This window comes from Pseudomonas sp. P20, assembly GCF_016463925.1.
GTDB lineage: Bacteria > Pseudomonadota > Gammaproteobacteria > Pseudomonadales > Pseudomonadaceae > Pseudomonas > Pseudomonas aeruginosa.
In genome coordinates this window covers 18,920-38,992 of record NZ_JAEMVM010000025.1, presented here as the reverse complement: position 1 = coordinate 38,992, position 20,073 = coordinate 18,920, and the positions used below count along the sequence as shown (strand labels likewise).

At 66.9% G+C, this 20,073-nt stretch carries 15 protein-coding genes; 6 read left to right on the top strand and 9 right to left on the bottom strand.

The window, feature by feature from the left end:
- The first annotated feature begins 105 nt into the window (after window positions 1–105).
- Together JHD77_RS25035 and escR are read left to right on the top strand one after the other, a co-directional pair.
- On the top strand, window positions 106–291 hold the full coding sequence (locus tag JHD77_RS25035) for a hypothetical protein (RefSeq protein WP_003161789.1): 186 nt from the start codon (window positions 106–108) through the stop codon (window positions 289–291).
- 196 nt (window positions 292–487) lie between these two features.
- Window positions 488–1,006: a TetR/AcrR family transcriptional regulator EscR gene (gene escR, locus JHD77_RS25030; RefSeq protein ID WP_003094834.1), complete on the top strand. Its 519-nt coding sequence runs from the start codon at window positions 488–490 to the stop codon at window positions 1,004–1,006.
- Between the two features lie 50 nt (window positions 1,007–1,056).
- Here escR and oprJ read toward each other — a convergent pair whose 3' ends face one another.
- Genes oprJ through mexC form a run of 3 tightly spaced genes read right to left on the bottom strand, consistent with a single transcriptional unit; the run spans window position 1,057 to window position 6,824 of the window.
- A complete protein-coding gene (gene oprJ, locus JHD77_RS25025) occupies window positions 1,057–2,496 on the bottom strand; it encodes a multidrug efflux transporter outer membrane subunit OprJ (protein ID WP_003116284.1) in 1,440 nt (479 codons plus the stop codon).
- A 5-nt stretch (window positions 2,497–2,501) separates the two neighbouring features.
- Window positions 2,502–5,633, bottom strand: coding sequence for a multidrug efflux RND transporter permease subunit MexD (gene mexD / locus JHD77_RS25020; protein ID WP_003116285.1), 3,132 nt, complete (start codon window positions 5,631–5,633; stop codon window positions 2,502–2,504).
- A gap of 27 nt (window positions 5,634–5,660) precedes the next feature.
- Window positions 5,661–6,824: a multidrug efflux RND transporter periplasmic adaptor subunit MexC gene (mexC, locus tag JHD77_RS25015; protein ID WP_031756855.1), complete on the bottom strand. Its 1,164-nt coding sequence runs from the start codon at window positions 6,822–6,824 to the stop codon at window positions 5,661–5,663.
- A gap of 160 nt (window positions 6,825–6,984) precedes the next feature.
- Between mexC and nfxB the strand changes: the two genes are divergently transcribed.
- The 3 genes from nfxB (at window position 6,985) to glyA (ending at window position 13,415) form a co-directional block, all read left to right on the top strand.
- Window positions 6,985–7,548, top strand: a complete 564-nt coding sequence (gene nfxB, locus JHD77_RS25010) for an efflux pump transcriptional repressor NfxB (RefSeq protein WP_003094842.1) — start codon at window positions 6,985–6,987, stop codon at window positions 7,546–7,548.
- Window positions 7,549–7,791: 243 nt separating this feature from the next.
- Window positions 7,792–12,039, top strand: coding sequence for a cyclic di-GMP receptor MorA (gene morA / locus JHD77_RS25005; protein ID WP_023098098.1), 4,248 nt, complete (start codon window positions 7,792–7,794; stop codon window positions 12,037–12,039).
- Between the two features lie 122 nt (window positions 12,040–12,161).
- Window positions 12,162–13,415, top strand: coding sequence for a serine hydroxymethyltransferase (glyA, locus tag JHD77_RS25000; protein ID WP_003094846.1), 1,254 nt, complete (start codon window positions 12,162–12,164; stop codon window positions 13,413–13,415).
- A 77-nt stretch (window positions 13,416–13,492) separates the two neighbouring features.
- Here the strand turns inward: glyA and JHD77_RS24995 are convergent, their stop codons facing one another.
- The 5 genes from JHD77_RS24995 to JHD77_RS24975 all read right to left on the bottom strand — a co-directional run bounded on the left by JHD77_RS24995 (window position 13,493) and on the right by JHD77_RS24975 (window position 18,122).
- Window positions 13,493–13,873 carry a hypothetical protein gene (locus JHD77_RS24995; RefSeq protein WP_003121337.1) on the bottom strand — a complete coding sequence of 127 codons (381 nt, stop codon included), beginning with the start codon at window positions 13,871–13,873 and terminating at the stop codon, window positions 13,493–13,495.
- A gap of 22 nt (window positions 13,874–13,895) precedes the next feature.
- On the bottom strand, window positions 13,896–14,900 hold the full coding sequence (gene yjiA / locus JHD77_RS24990; RefSeq protein ID WP_003094852.1) for a GTPase: 1,005 nt from the start codon (window positions 14,898–14,900) through the stop codon (window positions 13,896–13,898).
- Window positions 14,901–14,959: 59 nt separating this feature from the next.
- Window positions 14,960–15,163 (bottom strand): YbdD/YjiX family protein, encoded by a 204-nt coding sequence (locus JHD77_RS24985; protein ID WP_003094856.1) that lies wholly within the window; start codon window positions 15,161–15,163, stop codon window positions 14,960–14,962.
- Window positions 15,164–15,211: 48 nt separating this feature from the next.
- The gene (locus JHD77_RS24980; RefSeq protein WP_003094859.1) at window positions 15,212–17,278 is read right to left on the bottom strand and encodes a carbon starvation CstA family protein; all 2,067 of its coding nucleotides are present in this window, start codon (window positions 17,276–17,278) and stop codon (window positions 15,212–15,214) included.
- 337 nt (window positions 17,279–17,615) lie between these two features.
- A complete protein-coding gene (locus tag JHD77_RS24975; RefSeq protein ID WP_003094862.1) occupies window positions 17,616–18,122 on the bottom strand; it encodes a DUF3015 domain-containing protein in 507 nt (168 codons plus the stop codon).
- A 202-nt stretch (window positions 18,123–18,324) separates the two neighbouring features.
- On the opposite strand from JHD77_RS24975, the gene mapZ reads away from it, so the two are divergent.
- Complete coding sequence (gene mapZ / locus JHD77_RS24970; RefSeq protein WP_003094864.1) at window positions 18,325–18,702, top strand: cyclic di-GMP-binding protein MapZ; 378 nt, start codon at window positions 18,325–18,327, stop codon at window positions 18,700–18,702.
- 6 nt (window positions 18,703–18,708) lie between these two features.
- Here mapZ and radA read toward each other — a convergent pair whose 3' ends face one another.
- On the bottom strand, window positions 18,709–20,070 hold the full coding sequence (gene radA / locus JHD77_RS24965; RefSeq protein ID WP_017002524.1) for a DNA repair protein RadA: 1,362 nt from the start codon (window positions 20,068–20,070) through the stop codon (window positions 18,709–18,711).
- Between the last annotated feature and the right edge of the window lie 3 nt (window positions 20,071–20,073).

Below are 20,073 nucleotides of genomic sequence, written 5' to 3'. Positions count from 1 at the left end.
GCACCTCATGAAGAAAAGGAAAAAAACTCGGCCAAGTATATGACAGACCGAGAGAAAGCTGGCCAGCCACCCCGGTTTTCGTGGGGCGGGGCGCTTCGCCGGCGGATGTTCGCCGTCCGATTCCAGGCCGCTACGGTGACGCTGAGCAGCGTACTGGCCGCCCTTACCGTCTCCGCTACCCTCGTCCTGTCAAAGGCGTTCTGCCTGAGCGAGGCGGCGACCATCGCCCCGTGCGAGGTCTGGGTGGGCCTGGCACTGCTCGCGGCCATGGTGCTGCCGCTCAAGACCTGACGCGAAGCAAGGCGTGGGGAGATCCAGCCTGCTACAATTGATCCAAATCAGTCTCAAAAGAATAAAAAAAACCTCAAAAATGACACTCGCTCCCAGATCCGCCCAGCTACCCGACTCCCCGCACAGGGACAGTCTCGACCCAGCGCCAACCCCGTCGTCTCAGGACCAGCGCCTGCTCAAGGCCCTGGCCACCGCGATGGTCAATCATCCGCGCGCCACCATGGGAGAACTGGCGGAACTGGCAGGAGTGAGCAGGGCAACCCTGAACCGTCATTGCGGTACCCGCGAAGGTCTCAAGCGGCGCCTGGAAAGCCATGCCAGGAGTACCCTCGAACGCCTCACCCACAGCGCCGCCCTGCAGCGGCTGGAGCCGCGGGAAGCGCTACGCGAGCTGATCCGGGAACACCTCGCCCAGCGCGACCTGCTGGCGCTGCTGATGTTCGAGCAGAACCCGGGACGCCAGGCCGGGCATGGGGACGCCAGTTGGCAGTCCTATGTCGAAGCCCTGGACGCCTTCTTCCTGCGCGGCCAGCAGAAGCGTGTGTTCCGTATCGATATCAGCGCGGCGACCTTCAGCGAACTCTTCATCGTCCTGATCTACGGCATGGTCGATGCCGAGCGCCGCGGTCGCGCGGCCAGCGCCGGGTTGTCCGCCACGCTGGAGGAGCTGTTCCTGCGGGGCGCGTCGAACCCCGCACAACCTGCCAGCCCTTGAGCGGGCGGCAGTTGCCACCCGCTAGCACCGTTTCCCACACGTTTACCCGCTCAACTCCTGCCGCCTCGATGTACCACCAGGCTCCGTCCCTCGTCCCAGCCTCCGCCGAGCGCGCGGAACAGGTCGACCAGGGCGATCTGCCGCTGGGTGCTGCCGTCGATGAAGGCGATCTCGTTGAGGAAGCTGCTGCGCTGCGCATCGAGGTAGCGCAGGTGGTTGTCGACGCCACTCTCGTAGCGTGCCTTGGCCAGCTTCAGGGCTTCGTTGCTGCTGTTCGCCAGGGCGCGCAGGGCCTTCTCTTCGCGACGCAGGGTATCGCTGGCCGCCAGGGCGTCGGCGACCTCGCGGAAAGCGGTCTGGATGGTCCCCTCGTAGGCGGCCACCGCCGAATCCTTGCGCGCCTCGGCCAGGCTCAGGTTGGCACGGTTGCGCCCGCCATCGAAGATCGGCAGCGTCAGCGTCGGCAGGAAGCTCCAGGAGCGCGAGCCGCCATCGAACAGGCCGGACATTTCCGCGCTGGAGGTGCCGAAGCTGCCGGTCAGGCTGATGCGCGGGAAGAACGCCGCGCGCGCCGCGCCGATATCCGCGTTGCGCGCCCGCAAACGATGTTCGGCGGCAAGGATGTCCGGGCGTCGCTCGATCAGCTCGGACGGCGTGCCGGGAGCGATGTCCTGCAGCAGCTTCGGCCGCTGCCCCGGACTCCGCGGAATCGCCTGCGCGGCATCGTCGCTACCCAGCAGCAACACCAGCGCGTTGAATGCCTGCTGTTTCTGCCGCAGGTTGCGCTCCTGCTCGGCGCGCGCCTGCTCCACCAGGCCAAGGGCTTCCTGGTAGTCCAGCGCGGTGGCGGCGCCGGCCGCGCGGCGCTGGTCGATCAGGGCGAAGGAATACTCGCGGCTGACCAGGGTCTGACGGGTCAGCGCCAGGCGCCGCAGGGCGCCGTCGTAGCTCAGGTAGGCCTGGCTGACCTCGGCGACCAGGGCGATCCGTGCCGCGCGCGCTGCCTCCTCGCTGGCCAGGTACTGTTGCAGGGCTGCGTCGGTCAGGCTCTTGACCCGACCGAAGAGGTCCAGTTCGTACTCCGGCAGGGCCAGCCCGACCTGGTAGCTGCTGGCCACTTCCGAGCGATTGCCGGCGGACAGGTCGGCCGGCTGCCGCTGGCGGTTGCCGGTGGCAGCGGCATTCAGGCCCGGAACCCGGTCGGCGCGCTGGATTCGGTACTGCGCGCGGGCCGCCTCGATATCCAGGAGGGTCTGGCGCAGCGAGCGGTTGTTATCCAGGGCCACGCCCACCAGGCGGCGTAGTTCGGCATCGACGATGAAACTCTTCCAATCCAGCGTGTCGATCGCCGCGCCCTGGCGCTGGGCGGCGGCGCCGCTCCAGCTGTCGGCCACCGGCGCGGCGGGACGTTCGTAGGTCGGCGCCATGGAGCAGGCACCGAGGGTCAGGGCGATCAGCAGCGCCGATACGCCGAAAGCAGGTTTGCGCATCTCGTTCACTCCCCGGCCGAAGCGGCCTGTTCGATGGGTGCCGGCTTGCTGCGCAGCAGCGACAGCAGCCAGACGAAACAGATAGGTACGAACAGCACGCCGAGGAAGGTGGCGCTGAGCATCCCGCCGATCACTCCGGTGCCGATGGCACGCTGGCTCGCCGCGCCGGCACCGCTGGCCAGGGCCAGGGGTATCACGCCGAGGATGAACGCCATGGAAGTCATGATGATCGGCCGGAAGCGCAGGCGCGCGGCCTCGATGGCGGCGTCGCGCAGGCTATGCCCCTGCTCCCAGAGTTCCTTGGCGAACTCGACGATGAGAATCGCGTTCTTCGCCGAAAGACCGATGATGGTGATCAGGCCGACCTTGAAATACACGTCGTTGGACATACCGCTGACCATCACCGCGAGCACCGCGCCGATGGCGCCGATCGGCACGATCAGCATCACCGACAGCGGGATCGACCAGCTCTCGTAGAGCGCCACCAGCAACAGGAACACCACCAGGATGGCGAGGGCGAACAGGCTGGTGGCCTGCCCGGCGGAGACCTTCTCCTGATAGGACAGGCCGGTCCACTCGTAGCCGATGCCGGCCGGCAGCTGCGCGGCCAGGCGCTCCATTTCCGCCATGGCTTCGCCGGTACTGAAGCCGGGCGCGGCGTCACCGACGATGCGGATCGACGGGTAGCCGTTATAGCGCACCAATTGCACCGGTCCCTCTTCCCATTTCACGCTGACGAAGGCGCTGAGCGGTACCAGGTTGCCAGCAGCGTTAGGCACGTATAGCTCGAGCACGCTTTCCGGGGTCATCCGGTTGCCCTGTTCGGCCTGGATCACCACCCGCTGTTGGCGCCCCGCATTGGTGAAGTCGTTGATCACCTCCGAGCCGAAGGCAGCGGACAGCGTGCCGCTGATGGTCTCGAAGCTCACCCCCAGGGCACGGGCCTTCTCCCGGTCGATCAACAGGCGCAGTTGCGGCGCTTCGGCCAGTCCTTCCATCATCGCGTAAAGGAATTTCGGGTTGGTCTGGATCTCGCCAAGAAGAGTATCGCGAGCCTGCAGCAGCGCTTCGCGGCCGACCCCGCTACGGTCCATCAGGCGCAATGCGAAGCCGCCGGAGTTACCCAGACCGTTGATCGGTGGCGGCGACACGGCCATGACCGTGCCATCGTCGGGCAGCGCGAAATGCTCGTTCAGCGCGGCGATCTCGGCGGCGGCCGACTGCTCGGCGCCTCGCTCGGACCAGTCCTTGAAGGTCGGGAAGGCCAGCGCGGCATTGTCGCCCTGGCCGGAGAAGCTGAAGCCCGAGATCAGGAACACCGAAGCCACCGCCTCGCGGGACTTGAGGAAGCGCTCGAGCTCCTCGCCGGTGGCATCGGTGCGCACACGCGAAGCACCAGGCGGCAGTTGCACGTCGACCACCATGTAGCCGAGGTCTTCCGCCGGCACGAAGGCTTCCGGCAGGCGCAGGTAGAAGTAGCCGAGCATGGCCACCAGGCCGGCGTACACCAGCATGAAGCGTCCGGCGCGCGCCACCAGCTTCGAGTTGAGCAGCGAATAGCGCTCGGTGACGCGGGCGAAGCCACGGTTGAAGGCGCCGAAGAAGCCGCGCTTCTCGTGGTGCCCTTCGGGAATGGGCTTGAGCAGCGTGGCGCACAGCGCCGGGGTGAAGGTCAGGGCGAGGAAGCCGGAGAACAGGATCGAGACCGCCAGCGACACCGAGAACTGCTGGTAGATCACCCCCACCGAACCGGCCATGAAAGCCAGCGGCAGGAACACCGCCGAGAGCACCAGGGTGATGCCGACGATGGCGCCGGATACCTGCTTCATCGCCTTGACCGTGGCCTCGGCCGGGGAAATCCCCTCCTCCGCCATGATCCGCTCGACGTTCTCCACCACCACGATGGCGTCGTCCACCAGGATGCCGATCGCCAGGACCATGCCGAACATGGTCATCATGTTCACCGAGAACCCCAGCAGGTACATCACCATCAGCGTACCCAGCAGGCACACCGGCACCACGATGGACGGGATCAGGGTGTAGCGGACGTTCTGCAGGAACAGGAACATCACCAGGAACACCAGGACCATCGCTTCGATCAGGGTGTGGATCACCTTCTCGATGGCCACGTCGACGAAGCGCGAGGTGTCGTAGGGCACGCTGTACTGCATGTCCTCGGGGAAGAACGCCGACAGTTCGGCGAGACGCTGTTTCACCAGGGTAGCGGTCTGGATCGCGTTGGCCCCGGGCGACAGCTGGATCGCCCCGCCCACGGTGGGCGTGCCGTTCAGTCGCGAGGAAATGTTGTAGCTCTCCTTGCCGAGTTCCAGGCGCGCGACATCGGCGAGCCGGACCAGCGAGCCGTCCTCGTTGGCGCGCAGCACTACCTGGCCGAACTCCTGCGGATCGTCCAGGGTGCCCTTCACCGCCAGGGTCGCCGTCAGCTCCTGCGCGGAACTGCCCGGTGCGCTGCCGAAGGCGCCGGCCGGCACCTGCACGTTCTGCCCGCGGATGGCATTGCTCACGTCGTCGATGGAGAGGCCGAAGCCCACCAGCTTCTGCGGATCGATCCAGACCCGCATGGCCGCCTCGGAAGAGAAGAATTGCAGCTTGCCGACGCCCGGCAGGCGCCGCAGCTCGTTGTTGATATTGCGCGCGGCGTAGTCGCCGAGGGCGGTGGTGTCGCTGCGCTGAGCGCCTTCCTTGTAGCTGAGCGCATAGATCAGCAGGAAACCGGCGCTGGTCTGCTCGACCTGCAGGCCCTGGGTCAGCACCGCCTGCGGCATGCGCGCCTCGGCTTTCTTCAGGCGGTTCTGCACGTCCACCTGGGCCAGGTCCGGATCGGTGCCCGGCTCGAAGGTGACGACGATCTCGGCGGTGCCGTTGGAGTTGTTGGTCGACTCGAAGTAGAGCAGGCCCTTGGCGCCGTTCAGCGACTCCTCGAGCACACTGGTGACGGAGTCCACCAGCACCTTCGCCGAGGCGCCGGGATAGGTGGCGGTGATGGTGATCTGTGGCGGCGCGACATTGGGGTACTGCGCTACCGGCAATTTGGAAATGACCAGCAGGCCGGCCAGGGAGATGAACAGGGCCACCACCCAGGCGAAGTTCGGCCGCTTGATGAAGAATTCGGACATCGGAAAATCCTCGGGGCGAACCCGCCCTTACTGTTGCGGCGCAGGTGACTGGGCTTGCGCCTGGGCACCATCCGGCTTCGGCACGATCTTCACCCCCGGCTGCACCGCAGCCAGGCCGCCGACTATGACCCGGTCACCCGGCTCCAGGCCCTCGGTGATCTGCCAGCGCGAACCCTGCATGACGCCGGTACCGACGCTGCGCGCCTCGGCGCGCTCGTCGGCGCCCACCACCATCACCTGGGCGCTGCCGTCGCTGGAGCGGCGCACGGCCCGTTGCGGCACCAGGATCGCCTGGTTGTCGATGCCCTGGGGCGTACGTACGCGCACGTACATGCCCGGCAGCAGGACCCCGTCGGGGTTGGCGAACTTGCCGCGCAGGGCGATCTGGCCGGTGCCGCGATCCACCGCCACGTCGGCGAACTGCAACGCGCCCTGGCGCTCGTAGGGCGTCCCTTCGACGCGCAGGGTCAGCGCCTGGCTGTCGCCGGCGGCCAAGGTGCCTTTCTTCAGGGCGTCGCGCAGGCGCAGGGCCTCGGCCGCGGTCTGGGTGAAATCCGCATAGATCGGATCGAGCTGCTGGATGCGCGCCATCAGCGTCGCCTCGCCCTGCCCGACCAGCGCGCCCTCGGTCACCAGCGCGCGGCCGATGCGCCCGGAGATCGGCGCAGTGACCGAGGCGTAGCCGAGGTTCAGGCGCGCGGTCTCCAGGTCGGCCTGGGCCGAGCGGGTCGCCGCCTCGGCGCTGCGCAGGTCGGCGGTGGCGGTATCGAAGTCCTGCTGGCTGACCGCCTGGATCTTCACCAGCGGCTCGTAGCGACGCACCCGCGCCTGCGCCTCGAACAGCACCGCGCGGTTCCGCGCCAGCTCACCCTCGGCGCGCGACACCGCAGCCTTCAGCGGTGCCGGATCGATCTGGAACAGCAGGTCGCCAGCCTTGACGTCGGCGCCCTCCTCGAAGCGCTTCCGCACGACGATGCCGGCCACCCGCGCGCGCACCTCGGCGACACGCACCGGTTCGATCCGCCCAGGCAGTTCCGAACTCAGCGCCAGGGGCTCGGCCTGCACCGTAAGGACCTCCACCGGCAACACCATTTCGGCGGCCTCCTGTCGCTCTGCCGCCGGCCCACAACCCGCCAACGCGATGGCCATAGCCAACGCCCCGATCCTTCCTATTGCACGCAAATCAGCCATGACACACCCGACCGTTGATTGAAAACGGATCGAATGGTACTTTTTCGAGCTAATTGAGTCAATATTGTCTCAAATGATCTTTTGACAGCTAATTCCTTTGGACGCGAGGCCAGTTTTCTGCACAATGCGCACAATCAGAAAAACCAACCGGGACCCATCGATGACCCTGATTTCCCATGACGAGCGACTCATCAAGGCGCTGGCAGTCGCTATCGTCGACCGCCCGCGAGCGACGCTGAAGGAACTGGCCGAGGCGGCCGGCGTAAGCAAGGCCACCCTGCACCGCTTCTGCGGCACGCGGGACAACCTGGTGCAGATGCTCGAGGACCACGGAGAGACCGTACTGAACCAGATCATCCAGGCCTGCGACCTGGAGCATGCCGAGCCTCTGGAGGCGTTGCAGCGCCTGATCAAGGAACACCTCACCCACCGCGAGCTGCTGGTATTCCTGGTATTCCAGTACCGCCCGGACTTCCTCGACCCGCACGGCGAAGGCGCACGCTGGCAGTCCTACCTGGAAGCGCTGGACGCCTTCTTCCTGCGCGGACAGCAGAAAGGCGTGTTTCGCATCGACATCACGGCGGCCGTGTTCACCGAACTGTTCATCACCCTGGTCTACGGCATGGTCGATGCGGAACGTCGCGGACGGGCGGCCAGCTCCAATTCCGCGCATACCCTGGAGCAGATGTTCCTCCATGGCGCCTCCAATCCGGCTCGCTCCTGACCCTCGCGCCCGCGGCGGCGCCCCTCTCGTCGCCGCATGGCACGGACCGATCCGCGTGCCGTCGACTTCGGCCGCCCGGAGGCCTGCTCGACACTCGGGAAAATCAGTCGTCACCGGTCCTGCGACAAAGTGCCTCGACAGCCGGAAAGGACCGTGACGCTCGTCGGCGATACTGGCACTTGGCCTTGCTTCCGGGCATCCTAACTGTCTACCGAATCACACCTCCCCCAGGAATTCCGGTCAGTGTCGACCCCCTCGCTAACCCCGTCGCCGCCTCCCGCCGGCGACCCACTGACCGTACCCGACCGACCGGCAGCCAAGGCTGGCCTGCTGTTGCTGGTCCTGTTGATGCTCGGCCTGCTGCTCTGGCAGATGAGCCAGGAGCTGCGCCAGCAGGAACGCTTCGAACACGAGCGAGCCGCGGCCCAGCTCGATCGTCTCAACGACCGCCTGTCCCTGACCCTCGAACTCAAGGCGCGCACCGCCCTCGCCCTGCTCCCGGGCGTGCCCCCCAGCGAGCGTGGCGAGATACAGGGCAGGCTGTTGCCGCGCATCAGCGATGCGCTGCCGCAGGTGCGCCAGTTGCAATGGGTGGACAGCGCCCCGCAGACGGACAGCCCGTCGCCGGAAACGACGCTGCCCGAGCAGTTGCGCCAGCACGCCGGCTCCGGCCTCTACCACTATTGCCTCGACCCGCGCGACGGCGAATCCCTCTACCTGACCCTGCGCGAACCCGGCAGCCGCCGCGACAGTGGCTTCTGGCTGTTGCACCTGGCCAGCGACAGCCTCGCCCAGTGGAGTCCCGACCTGCCCACCGGCAACCTGCTCTGGCGCCTGGAAGACCAATACGCCGGGCGGGTGCTCTGGCATACCCCAGGGAGCACGGCGCTGCTCGACGACATGCAGACCCTCGGCGTGGAACCGCTGCGCAACAGCGACTGGCAGCTTCGCGGGCTCTACGACAGCACGCGGGTGCGGCTCGGCCTGCTGCCGGGAATCGGCGGCGAGCTGGCGATCTTCCTCCTGCTGGTCGGCGTCACCGTATACATGCTGCTGCGCCTGCACCGCGAGCAACAGGGCCTGCGCGCCATGACCCTGGCCTCGCAGCGCAGCCTGCGCCAGGCGGCCACGGCACTGGCGGCGATCGACGAGCGGGTGCTGGTGACCCGCGCCGACGGCCGCCTCAGCTACCTCAATCCCCAGGCCGAGCGCCTCTTCGGCATCAGTTCGGCCCAGGCCCGCCAGCATCACCTGCTGGGCCTGCTGCCGGACCTCGAGCCAGGCTGGCTGACGGACGCCGGTGGCGACGGCGAGACCCGTAGCGAGCTGCTGCCGCTGCGGGTGCGCGGCGAGCCGCGGACGTACACCCTCAGCCGCCATCCGCTGGCCAGCTATCCGGCGCTCGCCGACCAGGCCTGGACCCTCCGCGAGCAGATACTCCAGGGCGGGCAGGTCTGGGTGTTGCGCGACGTCACCGAGGAACAGCACGCCCTCGGCGTCCTGGAGGAAACCCGGCGGCGCTACCAGGACATCTTCGAAGGGGTCGGCGTGGCCCTCTGCGTGCTCGACCTCTCCGCCCTGCGCCAGGCTCTTGTGGAGCAAGGCCTGGACAGCTGCGCCGCACTGCGCGCCTGGCTCGCCGGCGAACCCGGGCGGCAGCAGGCGCTGCTGGAGCGGATCCGCATCACCGAGATCAACGATGTCAGTCGCCGCCTGCTACAGATCGATTCCACCGAACAGGCCTGGCAGCGCTTGCTCGACCACGGCCCGCTACAACCGGACAGCCTGCGCCTGCAGGTGATCGAGGCGCTCATCGAACGCCGGCCGGTACTCGAACTGGAAGCCACGCTGCGCTGCGGCAAGAGCACGCCGCGGCACCTGTGGTTGCAACTGCGCCTGCCGGAAAACCCCGGCGAATGGCATGCGGTGACCCTCAGCCTGTCCGACGTCACCAGTCGCAAGGAAGTCGAACTGTCGCTGATCGAGCGCGAGAAGTTCTGGTCGGACGCGGTCCAGGCGGTGCCCGATACCCTCTACATCCACGACCTGCACGCGCGCCGGGTGATCTTCAGCAACCATCACCTGGGCCAGCAGTTGGGCTACAACCAGGAAGAACTGGCGCGGATGGGCGAGAACTTCTGGGAAACCCTGCTGCACCCCGACGACCAGGAATACTACTGGCGCATCCGCAACCTGCAGCACGTGGTCGGCGACGGCCTGCTGCTCGACAGCCAGTTGCGCTGGCGCCACCGCGACGGCCGCTGGCACTGGTTCGACATCCGCGAGCAGGCCTTCAGCCGCGACCGCAGCGGTCGCGTGGCGCGCCTGATCGGCGTGGCCAAGGACATCACCTTCACCGTCGAGGCGAACAACGCGCTGCGCGAGAACGGCCGACGCTACCGCATGCTGGCGGAAAACATCAGCGACGTGATCTTCTCCACCGACGCCGAGCTCAACGCCAGCTACGTCAGCCCCTCGGTACAGCACGTGTTCGGCTACAGCCCGGAATGGGCGCTGCTCAACGGCCTCCATCAGACCGCCACCAACCCGCGCCAGCTCGGCCGCCTGAACGGCCTGCTGCGCCGCGTGCGGCACGCCATCGGCGACCGCCAGAAGCTCGCCGAGCTGCGGGAAAACCCTGGCCAGCATCTGTTCGCCCTCGACTGCCTGCGCGCCGACGGACGCAAGATTCCCATCGAACTGCGGATCGTCCTGATGTGGGACGAGCACGACCGCTTCGAAGGCCTGCTCGGCATCGCCCGCGACATCAGCCAGCAGCGCCGCGCCGAACGCGAGCTGCGGATGGCGGCGACGGTATTCGAACACTCCACGGCGGCGATCATGGTCACCGACCCGGCCGGCTACATCGTCCAGGTCAACGATTCCTTCTCGCGCCTGACCGGCTACAGCCCGGCCGACGTGCTCGACCAGCAGCCGCGCCTGCTCACCGCCGACCGCCAGGAAGCCAACCAGCTCAAGCACGTGCTCGCCAGCCTGCAGCACAGCGGCAGCTGGGAAGGCGAGATTCTGCAGAAGCGCAAGACCGGCGAACTCTATCCGTCCTGGGTCGGCATCACCGCGGTGCGTGACGAGGAAGGCGACCTGGTCAGCTTCGTCTGCTTCTTCAGCGACATCAGCGAGCGCAAGGCCAGCGAGCGGCGCATCCACCGCCTGGCCTACTACGACGCCCTCACCCACCTGCCCAACCGCACGCTGTTCCAGGACCGTCTGCATACCGCCCTGCAGCAGGCCGAGCGCAACGGCCAGTGGGTGGTGCTGATGTTCCTCGACCTCGACCGCTTCAAGCCGATCAACGACTCCCTCGGCCACGCCGCCGGCGACCGCATGCTGCAGGAAGTGGCGACCCGCCTGAGCGCCTGCGTCAGCCAGGACGATACCGTGGCGCGCATGGGCGGCGACGAATTCACCCTGCTGCTGCCTTCCCAGGGCGACCGCGAGATCGCCCTGAAACGGGCGATCCAGGTCGCCGAGCTGATCCTCGGCCGTCTGGCCCGGCCGTTCACCCTGGAAGGCCGTGAATTCTTCGTCACCGCCAGCATCGGCGTGGCCTTGTCGCCCCAGGACGGCGCCGAACTGAGCCTGCTGATGAAGAACGCCGACACGGCGATGTACCACGCCAAGGAGATGGGCAAGAACAACTTCCAGTTCTACCAGGCCGAGATGAACGCTCGCGCCCTGGAGCGCCTGGAACTGGAAAGCGACCTGCGCCGCGCCCTTGAACTGGGCGAGTTCGTCCTCCACTACCAGCCGCAGTTCACCGGCGACGGCCGCCGCCTGACTGGCGCCGAGGCCCTGCTGCGCTGGCAGCATCCGCGCCGCGGACTGGTTCCGCCGAGCGAGTTCATTCCGGTGCTGGAGGAGATCGGCCTGGTGGCCCAGGTCGGCGACTGGCTGCTGGCGGAAGCCTGCAAGCAGTTGCGCAGCTGGCACAAGGCCAAGGTGCGGGTGCCGAAGGTCTCGGTGAACCTCTCGGCACGGCAGTTCGCCGATGGCCAGTTGGGCGAGCGGATCGCCGCGATCCTCTACGAGACAGGCATCCCGCCGGCCTGCCTGGAGCTGGAGCTGACCGAAAGCATCCTGATGAGTGACGTCGCCGAGGCCATGCAGATCCTCTCCGGGCTCAAGCGCCTCGGCCTGGCCATCGCGGTGGACGACTTCGGCACCGGCTACTCCTCGCTGAACTACCTCAAGCAGTTCCCCATCGACGTGTTGAAGATCGACCGCAGCTTCGTCGACGGCCTGCCCCACGGCGAACAGGACGCACAGATCGCCCGGGCGATCATTGCCATGGCCCACAGCCTGAACCTGATGGTGATCGCCGAGGGCGTGGAGAGCCAGGCCCAGCTGGACTTCCTTCGCGAGCACGGCTGCGACGAGGTGCAAGGCTACCTGTTCGGCCGGCCGATGCCCGCCGAGCAGTTCGGCATGCTCTACGCCAGCGACGTGCTGTTCATGTTCAACGAGGGCTGAGCCGCCGTGCGGCGCGCTTGAGCGCCGCTTATCCGCGACATGATGGCCTTTCATGTGCCAGCACCCGCCGCATGGGTTAGAATGCGCGCCTTTTCCCAGCACCGATCCTTATGAGGACCGCCATGTTCAGCCGTGATTTGACCCTCGCCCGCTACGATGCCGAACTCTTTGCCGCGATGGAGCAGGAAGCCCAGCGCCAGGAAGAGCACATCGAGCTGATCGCCTCCGAGAACTACACCAGCCCGGCGGTGATGGAAGCCCAGGGTTCGGTGCTGACCAACAAGTACGCCGAAGGTTATCCGCACAAGCGCTATTACGGCGGCTGCGAGTACGTCGATATCGTCGAGCAACTGGCCATCGACCGCGCCAAGCAACTGTTCGGCGCCGATTACGCCAACGTCCAGCCGCACGCCGGCTCCCAGGCCAACGCCGCGGTCTACCTGGCCCTGCTGTCGGCCGGCGACACCATCCTCGGCATGAGCCTGGCCCATGGCGGCCACCTGACCCACGGCGCCAGCGTCTCCTCCTCCGGCAAGCTGTACAACGCCGTGCAGTACGGCATCGACGCCAATGGCCTGATCGACTACGACGAAGTCGAGCGCCTGGCCGTGGAGCACAAGCCGAAGATGATCGTCGCCGGCTTCTCCGCCTATTCCCAGGTCCTCGATTTCGCCCGCTTCCGCGCCATCGCCGACAAGGTCGGCGCCTACCTGTTCGTCGACATGGCCCACGTCGCCGGCCTGGTCGCCGCTGGCGTCTACCCGAACCCGGTGCCGTTCGCCGACGTGGTCACCACCACCACCCACAAGACCCTGCGCGGTCCGCGCGGTGGCCTGATCCTGGCGCGCGCCAACGAGGAGATCGAGAAGAAGCTCAACTCCGCGGTATTCCCCGGCGCCCAGGGCGGTCCGCTGGAGCACGTGATCGCGGCCAAGGCGGTGTGCTTCAAGGAAGCCCTGCAGCCGGAGTTCAAGACCTACCAGCAGCAGGTCCTGAAGAACGCCCAGAGCATGGCCCAGGTCTTCCTCGACCGCGGTTTCGACGTGGTTTCCGGCGGCACCCAGAACCACCTGTTCCTGCTCTCCCTGATCAAGCAGGACATCACCGGCAAAGACGCCGACGCCGCCCTCGGCCGCGCGTTCATCACCGTGAACAAGAACTCGGTCCCGAACGACCCGCGCTCGCCGTTCGTCACCTCCGGCCTGCGCATCGGTACCCCGGCCGTGACCACCCGCGGCTTCAAGGAAGCCGAGTGCCGCGAGCTGGCCGGCTGGATCTGCGACATCCTCGAGAACATGGGCGACGAGTCCGTGGTCGACGGCGTACGCGAGAAGGTCAAGGCGATCTGCGCCAAGTTCCCGGTCTACGGCAACTAGGCGACAAGGCAAGACGAAAGAGCCCGGCAAATGCCGGGCTTTTTCATTTCCTCCGAGGGAGGAGGCGCCGGGTAGCGTTATCGCCGGTCCTCGACATGGATCACCGCCAAGGCCTCGGCATCCTCGCCCCGCCGGGAGCGGCCGTGCATGCCGACGAGCAGCTCGCCGGCGTCCTCCTCCAGTTCCTCGCGAGGGACGAAGGTAAGGATGTCCGGGTGATGCCCGGTCACCACCCAGCCGCGGCCGTTGTCCAGGGTGATCACACCGAAGTCGCCCGCCGGCGTGCCGACCTGTACCGCTCCCCACTCGGCCAGCAATGCCCGCGCCTGGGCCGCGAGGTCCGGCTCCGGCTGCGTGAGGATCACGCAAGTGCCCTGGGCGAACAGCACCCAGGATTTGTCCGCGCCACGGATGCAGTCCCGCCAGGCGCCGATCAATGCGTTCCTGTCCATTTCCACGCTCCTTTGGCGTCGATGCGCCTCAGCGGCCTTCGACGATGCGTTCGAAGCCCTCGCGGATACTGTCCTCCGGCAGGTTGTCGCCGATGAACACGATCACGCTCTCGCGCGCCTCGTCGTCCCGCCACTCGCTATCCCAGTCGAAGCCGTAGAGTCGCAGCACGCCCTGGAACACCAGGCGACGCGGCTCGTCGGCGATGTTCAGCACGCCCTTGTAGCGCAGCAGGGAATTGCCATGCCACTGCAACAGGTCGTCCATGAACTCGCTCAGCCTTTCGAGATCGAGCGGCGTGTCGCTGCGCAGTACCAGGGTGCCGATGCGATCGCGGCTGTCCTTGGCTGCCACCGCTCGCAGCGGGCGCAGGCCGATGCCAGGACCGAGGTCGGCGTTGAGGTTGAAGCCACGTACGTCGAGCAGGTGCGCCAGGTCGATGCGGCCGTGCTCGACCACATGCACCAGCGCCCTCCGATTGATCCGTTGCAGGCGCTGGCCCAGGGCCTCGAAGGTGGCGGCGTCGACCAGGTCGGTCTTGCTCACCAGGATGCGGTCGGCGAAGCCGACCTGGGCCTGGGCGATGGTTTCCTGCAGGTGACGCTCGGCGTTGGCGGCGTCCACCAGGGTGATGATGCCGTCCAGCACGTAGCGCTGGCAGAGTTCCTCGTCGGCGAAGAAGGTCTGCGCCACCGGCGCCGGATCGGCCAGGCCGGTGCACTCGATCACCAGGCGGTCGAAGTCGATTTCGCCGTTGTCGCGGCGCTCCAGCAGGAGGAACAGGGCCTTTTCCAGGTCGGTGTTGATCGAGCAGCAGACGCAGCCGTTGGACAGCGTCATCACCTGCACCGGCTCGACGCCGAGCAACTGGCCGTCGATCGGCGTCTCGCTGTACTCGTTCTCGATCACCGCGATCTTCATGCCGTGCTCGGCCTGCAGCAGGTACTTGAGCAGGGTGGTCTTGCCGGCGCCGAGGAAGCCGGTGAGCACGGTGACGGGGATCGGGGCGTGGTTGTCGTTGGCTACTTCGGACATGCGCAACTTCCAGAAAAGACGCGGGCCACGTCAGACGTGGCCCGCGGAAGGATGGGGATTCAGCAGCAGCGGATCGGCCGACCCTTGCCGCCACCGTAGCGCGCCTCCTGGCGCTCGCGGAAGAACTCCTCGTAGGTCATCACCGGCTTGTCCGGGTGCTTGTTGCGCATGTGCTCGACATAGGTGTCGTAGTCGGGCATGCCGACCAGCATCCGGGCGGCCTGGCCCAGGTATTTGCCCATGCGGCTGAGGTCGTTGAACATGGCGAGTTCCTCGTTAAGGCTCCCCGGCGAACCGGGGAGCGCGGCCGGTCAGGCGTCGGGGATGGGCTCGAACGGGGTTTCCTTGTCGGTCCGCTCGCTCTTGCCCCAGGCCGCGATGCCGACCTTGATGGCGTAGAACAGTACGCTGAACACCACCAGCAGGAACAGCACGGTCAGACCGGCGTTGATGTAGGCGTTCAGCACCACGTGCTGCATCTGGCCGATATCCTTGGCCGGCGCCAGCACCTGGCCGGCATCCAGCGCGGTGGCGTACTTCTCGCCAAGAGCGACGAAGCCGACCGCCGGGTTGCTGTCGAAGATCTTGATCAGGCCCGCGGTGGTGGTGCAGATCAGCAACCAGGCCGCCGGCAGGATGGTGACCCAGACATACTGCTGGCGCTTCATCTTGATCAGGACCACGGTGGCGAGCATCAGCGCGATGCCGGCGAGCATCTGGTTGGAAATGCCGAACAGCGGCCACAGGGTATTGATCCCGCCCAGCGGGTCGACCACGCCCTGGTACAGCAGCCAGCCCCACAGCGCCACGCAGCCGCCGGTGCCGATGATGTTGGCGGTCCACGACTCGGTCTTCTTCAGCGCCGGCACGAAGTTGCCCAGCAGGTCCTGCAGCATGAAGCGCCCGGCACGGGTGCCGGCGTCCACCGCGGTGAGGATGAACAAGGCCTCGAAGAGGATCGCGAAGTGGTACCAGAAGGCCATGGTGTTCTCGCCCGGCAGCACCTGGTGGAGGATGTGCGCGATCCCCACCGCCAGGGTCGGCGCGCCGCCGGCACGGGCCAGGATGGTGGTCTCGCCGATGTCCTGGGCGGTCTGGGTGAGTTGCTCCGGCGTGATGGCGAAGCCCCAGCTGCTGACGGTCGCGGCCACCGCGTTAACGTCGGCGCCGACCACCGCCGGCGGGCTGTTCATGGCGAAGTAGATGCCCGGCTCGATCACCGAGGCGGCGACCATCGCCATGATCGCCACGAAGGACTCCATCAGCATGCCGCCGTAGCCGATGTAGCGGGCGTCGGGCTCCCGGTTGAGCAGCTTCGGCGTGGTCCCCGAGGAGATCAGCGCGTGGAAGCCGGACACCGCGCCGCAGGCGATGGTGATGAACAGGAACGGGAACAGGCTGCCTTTCCAGACCGGGCCGGTGCCGTCGGTGAACTGGGTCAGGGCCGGCATCTTCAGTTCCGGCATGACGATCAGGATGCCGATCGCCAGGCCGATGATGGTGCCGATCTTGAGGAAGGTCGACAGGTAGTCGCGCGGCGCCAGCAGCAGCCACACCGGCAGTACCGAGGCGACGGCGCCGTAGCCGATCAGCATCCAGGTGATCTGGATTCCACTGAAGGTGAAATGCGGCGCCCATTCCGGACTGGCCGCGACCTGCCCGCCGAGCCAGATCGAACCGAGCAGGAGGAACACCCCGATGATCGAGATCTCGCCGATCCGGCCGGGGCGGATGAAGCGCATGTAGACGCCCATGAACAGCGCGATGGGAATGGTCGCGAGGACGGTGAACATGCCCCAGGGGCTGTCGGCCAGAGCCTTCACCACGATCAGCGCGAGCACCGCGAGGATGATGATCATGATCAGGAAGGCGCCGAACAGCGCGATGGTCCCGGCCACCTGGCCCATTTCCTCGCGCACCAGCTCGCCCAGCGAGCGGCCGTTGCGACGGCTGGAGATGAACAGGACCATGAAGTCCTGCACCGCGCCGGCGAGGACTACGCCGGCGATCAGCCAGAGGGTGCCGGGCAGGTAGCCCATCTGCGCGGCAAGGACCGGACCGACCAGCGGACCGGCGCCGGCGATGGCGGCGAAGTGGTGGCCGAAGAGGATGTGCTTGTTGGTCGGGACGTAGTCCAGGCCATCGTTGTTGAGTACCGCGGGAGTGGCGCGGTTGGGGTCCAGTTGCATCACCTTGCTGGCGATGAACAGGCTGTAGTAACGGTAGGCGACCAGGTAGATGGCCACCGCCGCCACCACGATCCACAAGGCGTTGATCGCTTCGCCACGACGCAGGGCGACGACGCCCAGGGCCGCGGCGCCCACGATCGCCACCACCAGCCAGGCGAGGTGACGTAGCAGGCTATTGTTATTGTTCATAGTGTTTGGCTTCCGACAGATGGAGGGCGCAGTTCTGCAGCGAAAATTCTAGCCGCGAACCGACCAGGGGTCATACGACCTTAGTCTAGAGCGGTTACCGCGCGATGGCGGTAGGCGCAATGTCGCAGGAATCCGCCGGAAAAGTCCATGGCCGACAAGGGCCGGCCAGGCGAAAACGCTTCGGCGCGACCTTGCCCTCTCCGTAGGAAGCGCCCTGGGAAAACGCCGCATGCCCAAGCCGTTCGTCTGCCGTGGCAACGAAGGCGGCAACCTCCGGCGGGCAGGCCGCGCACACGAAAAAGCCCGCCGTAGCGGGCTCTTTCCTGGGCCTGAGGTCTCAGGCCGGTTGCTTGGCGTAGCGCGCCAGGGTGCCGTCGCGACTCATCACCGCCAGGGTGTTGCTCAGGACCTGTTCGCCCGTCGCATCCTTGCTCGCGAAGATCTCGCCGAAATGCTGCTGGGTGACCTGGGCGAAGTGCGCCCGGTCCTTGGCTTCCACGCCGAGCAGCACGGCATAGGCGTCGAGCGCTTCGCCCTGGCCCTTGGCCATGTCCTCGGCGATGTTGTCGAGCATCCCGTTCATGGCGAAGATCGAGCGGCCGCCGTAGCCCAGGCGTGCATTGGTGTTGCAACCGTTGGTCCCGGAGGTCATGCCGAAGGTGGCGTTGCCCGAGGTACCGTTGGTGGTGGTGGCCAGCAGGTGCGGGAACAGGCCGCGCTGGCCCTCGAACACCATGTTGCCCCAACCACAGCCATTACCGCCTGCCGCGTCGGCGTGTGCCGTCATGCTGCCCAGGCTCAGCAGCCCCAGAACCAACCCCTTGCTCAAAAGTCGCTTGTCCATGTCTGCGCTCCGCAGTTGTATTTTGGAGAAAAACGCTTTAGCAGCTTTGGCGAGACTTGACGAACTGTCAAACTCGGACACATGCCGCCGATCCAGCCGCACAGGCGGGGACGGACGGCACCGCCGATCGAATTCCGCCACTTCCCCGCCGGCATGGCTTGGCTATAGTGGTATCCAGCAGCGCGCACCGAGGGATCGCGACATGAGTGACCAGCACGACGAACGTCGACGTTTCCACCGGATCGCCTTCGACGCCGACAGCGAGATCCTCCAGGGCGAACGGCGCTGGGAGGTCTTGCTCCACGACGTCTCCCTGCACGGCATCCTGGTCGGCCAGCCGCAGGACTGGAACGGCGACCCGCAACGGCCCTTCGAGGCCCGCCTGTACCTGGGCCTGGATGTACTGATCCGCATGGAGATCAGCCTGGCCTGGGCTCGCGACGGCCTGCTCGGCTTCGAATGCCAGCACATCGACCTCGACTCCATCAGCCACCTGCGCCGCCTGGTGGAACTGAACCTGGGCGACGAGGAACTCCTCGAGCGCGAGCTGGCCCTGCTGGTCAGCGCCCACGACGACTGAGGCGGGTCACTCGAAGAGGGCGTCCAGGGCCTGCTCGAGGCGCGTCACGGCGATCACCTGCAATCCCGCCGGCGCCTCCTTCGGCGCGTTGCCGAGGGGTACGATGGCACGCTTGAAACCATGCTTGCCGGCTTCCTTCAGGCGCTCCTGGCCGCTCGGCACCGGACGCACCTCGCCGGACAGCCCGACCTCGCCGAACACCAGCAGGTCGTGCGGCAGCGGGCGGTTGCGCAGGCTGGACATCACCGCCGCCATCAACGCCAGGTCGGAGGCGGTTTCCAGCACCTTGACCCCACCCACCACGTTGAGGAACACGTCCTGGTCGTAGGTCGGGATACCACCGTGCCGGTGCAGCACCGCCAGCAGCATCGCCAGGCGGTTCTGGTCGAGGCCCAGGGTCACCCGCCGCGGATTCGCCAGGTGACTGGTGTCGACCAGCGCCTGGACCTCCACCAGCATCGGTCGCGAGCCTTCCCAGGTGGCCATCACCACGCTGCCGGGCACCGCTTCCTGGGCCCGCGTGAGGAAGATCGCCGAAGGGTTGCTCACTTCCTTCAGGCCTTTGTCGGTCATGCCGAACACTCCCAGTTCGTTGACCGCGCCGAAGCGGTTCTTCACCGCCCGCAGCAGGCGCAGGCGGCCGTCTGATTCGCCCTCGAAATACAGTACGGTGTCGACCATGTGTTCGAGCACCCGCGGGCCGGCCAGGGCGCCTTCCTTGGTCACGTGGCCGACCAGAAAGATCGCCGTGCCGCTCTGCTTGGCATAGCGCACCAGCATCGCGGCGCTCTCGCGGACCTGGGCGACGCCGCCCGGCGCCGATTGCAACTGCTCGGTGAAGATGGTCTGGATCGAGTCGATCACCATCACCCGCGGCTGCTCCTGGCGCGCGGTGGCGATGATGGTCTCGATGCTGGTCTCGGTCATCACCTTGAGCTTGTCTTCCGGCAACGACAGGCGCCGCGCGCGCATCGCCACCTGCTGCTGGGATTCCTCTCCGGTGACGTACAGCGCCGGGACGCGGCTGGCCAGGTTGCAAAGGGTCTGCAGGAGAATGGTCGACTTGCCGATGCCGGGATCGCCGCCGATCAGCACCACCGAACCGTCCACCAGGCCGCCGCCGAGAACCCGGTCCAGTTCGGCGGAGCCGGTCGTGAAGCGCGGCATTTCCTCGACGCTGACCTCCGCCAGGGTCTTCAGGTTGGCCTGCTGGCCGGCCCAGCCGCCGCGCCCGGAGCCGCTCGGCGCGGCCTCGACGACGGTCTCCACCAGGGTGTTCCAGGCCCCGCAGTCCGCGCACTGGCCGGCCCATTTCGGGAAGGTCGCGCCACACTCGGTGCAGCCGTACATGCGCTTGGCCTTGGCCATGGG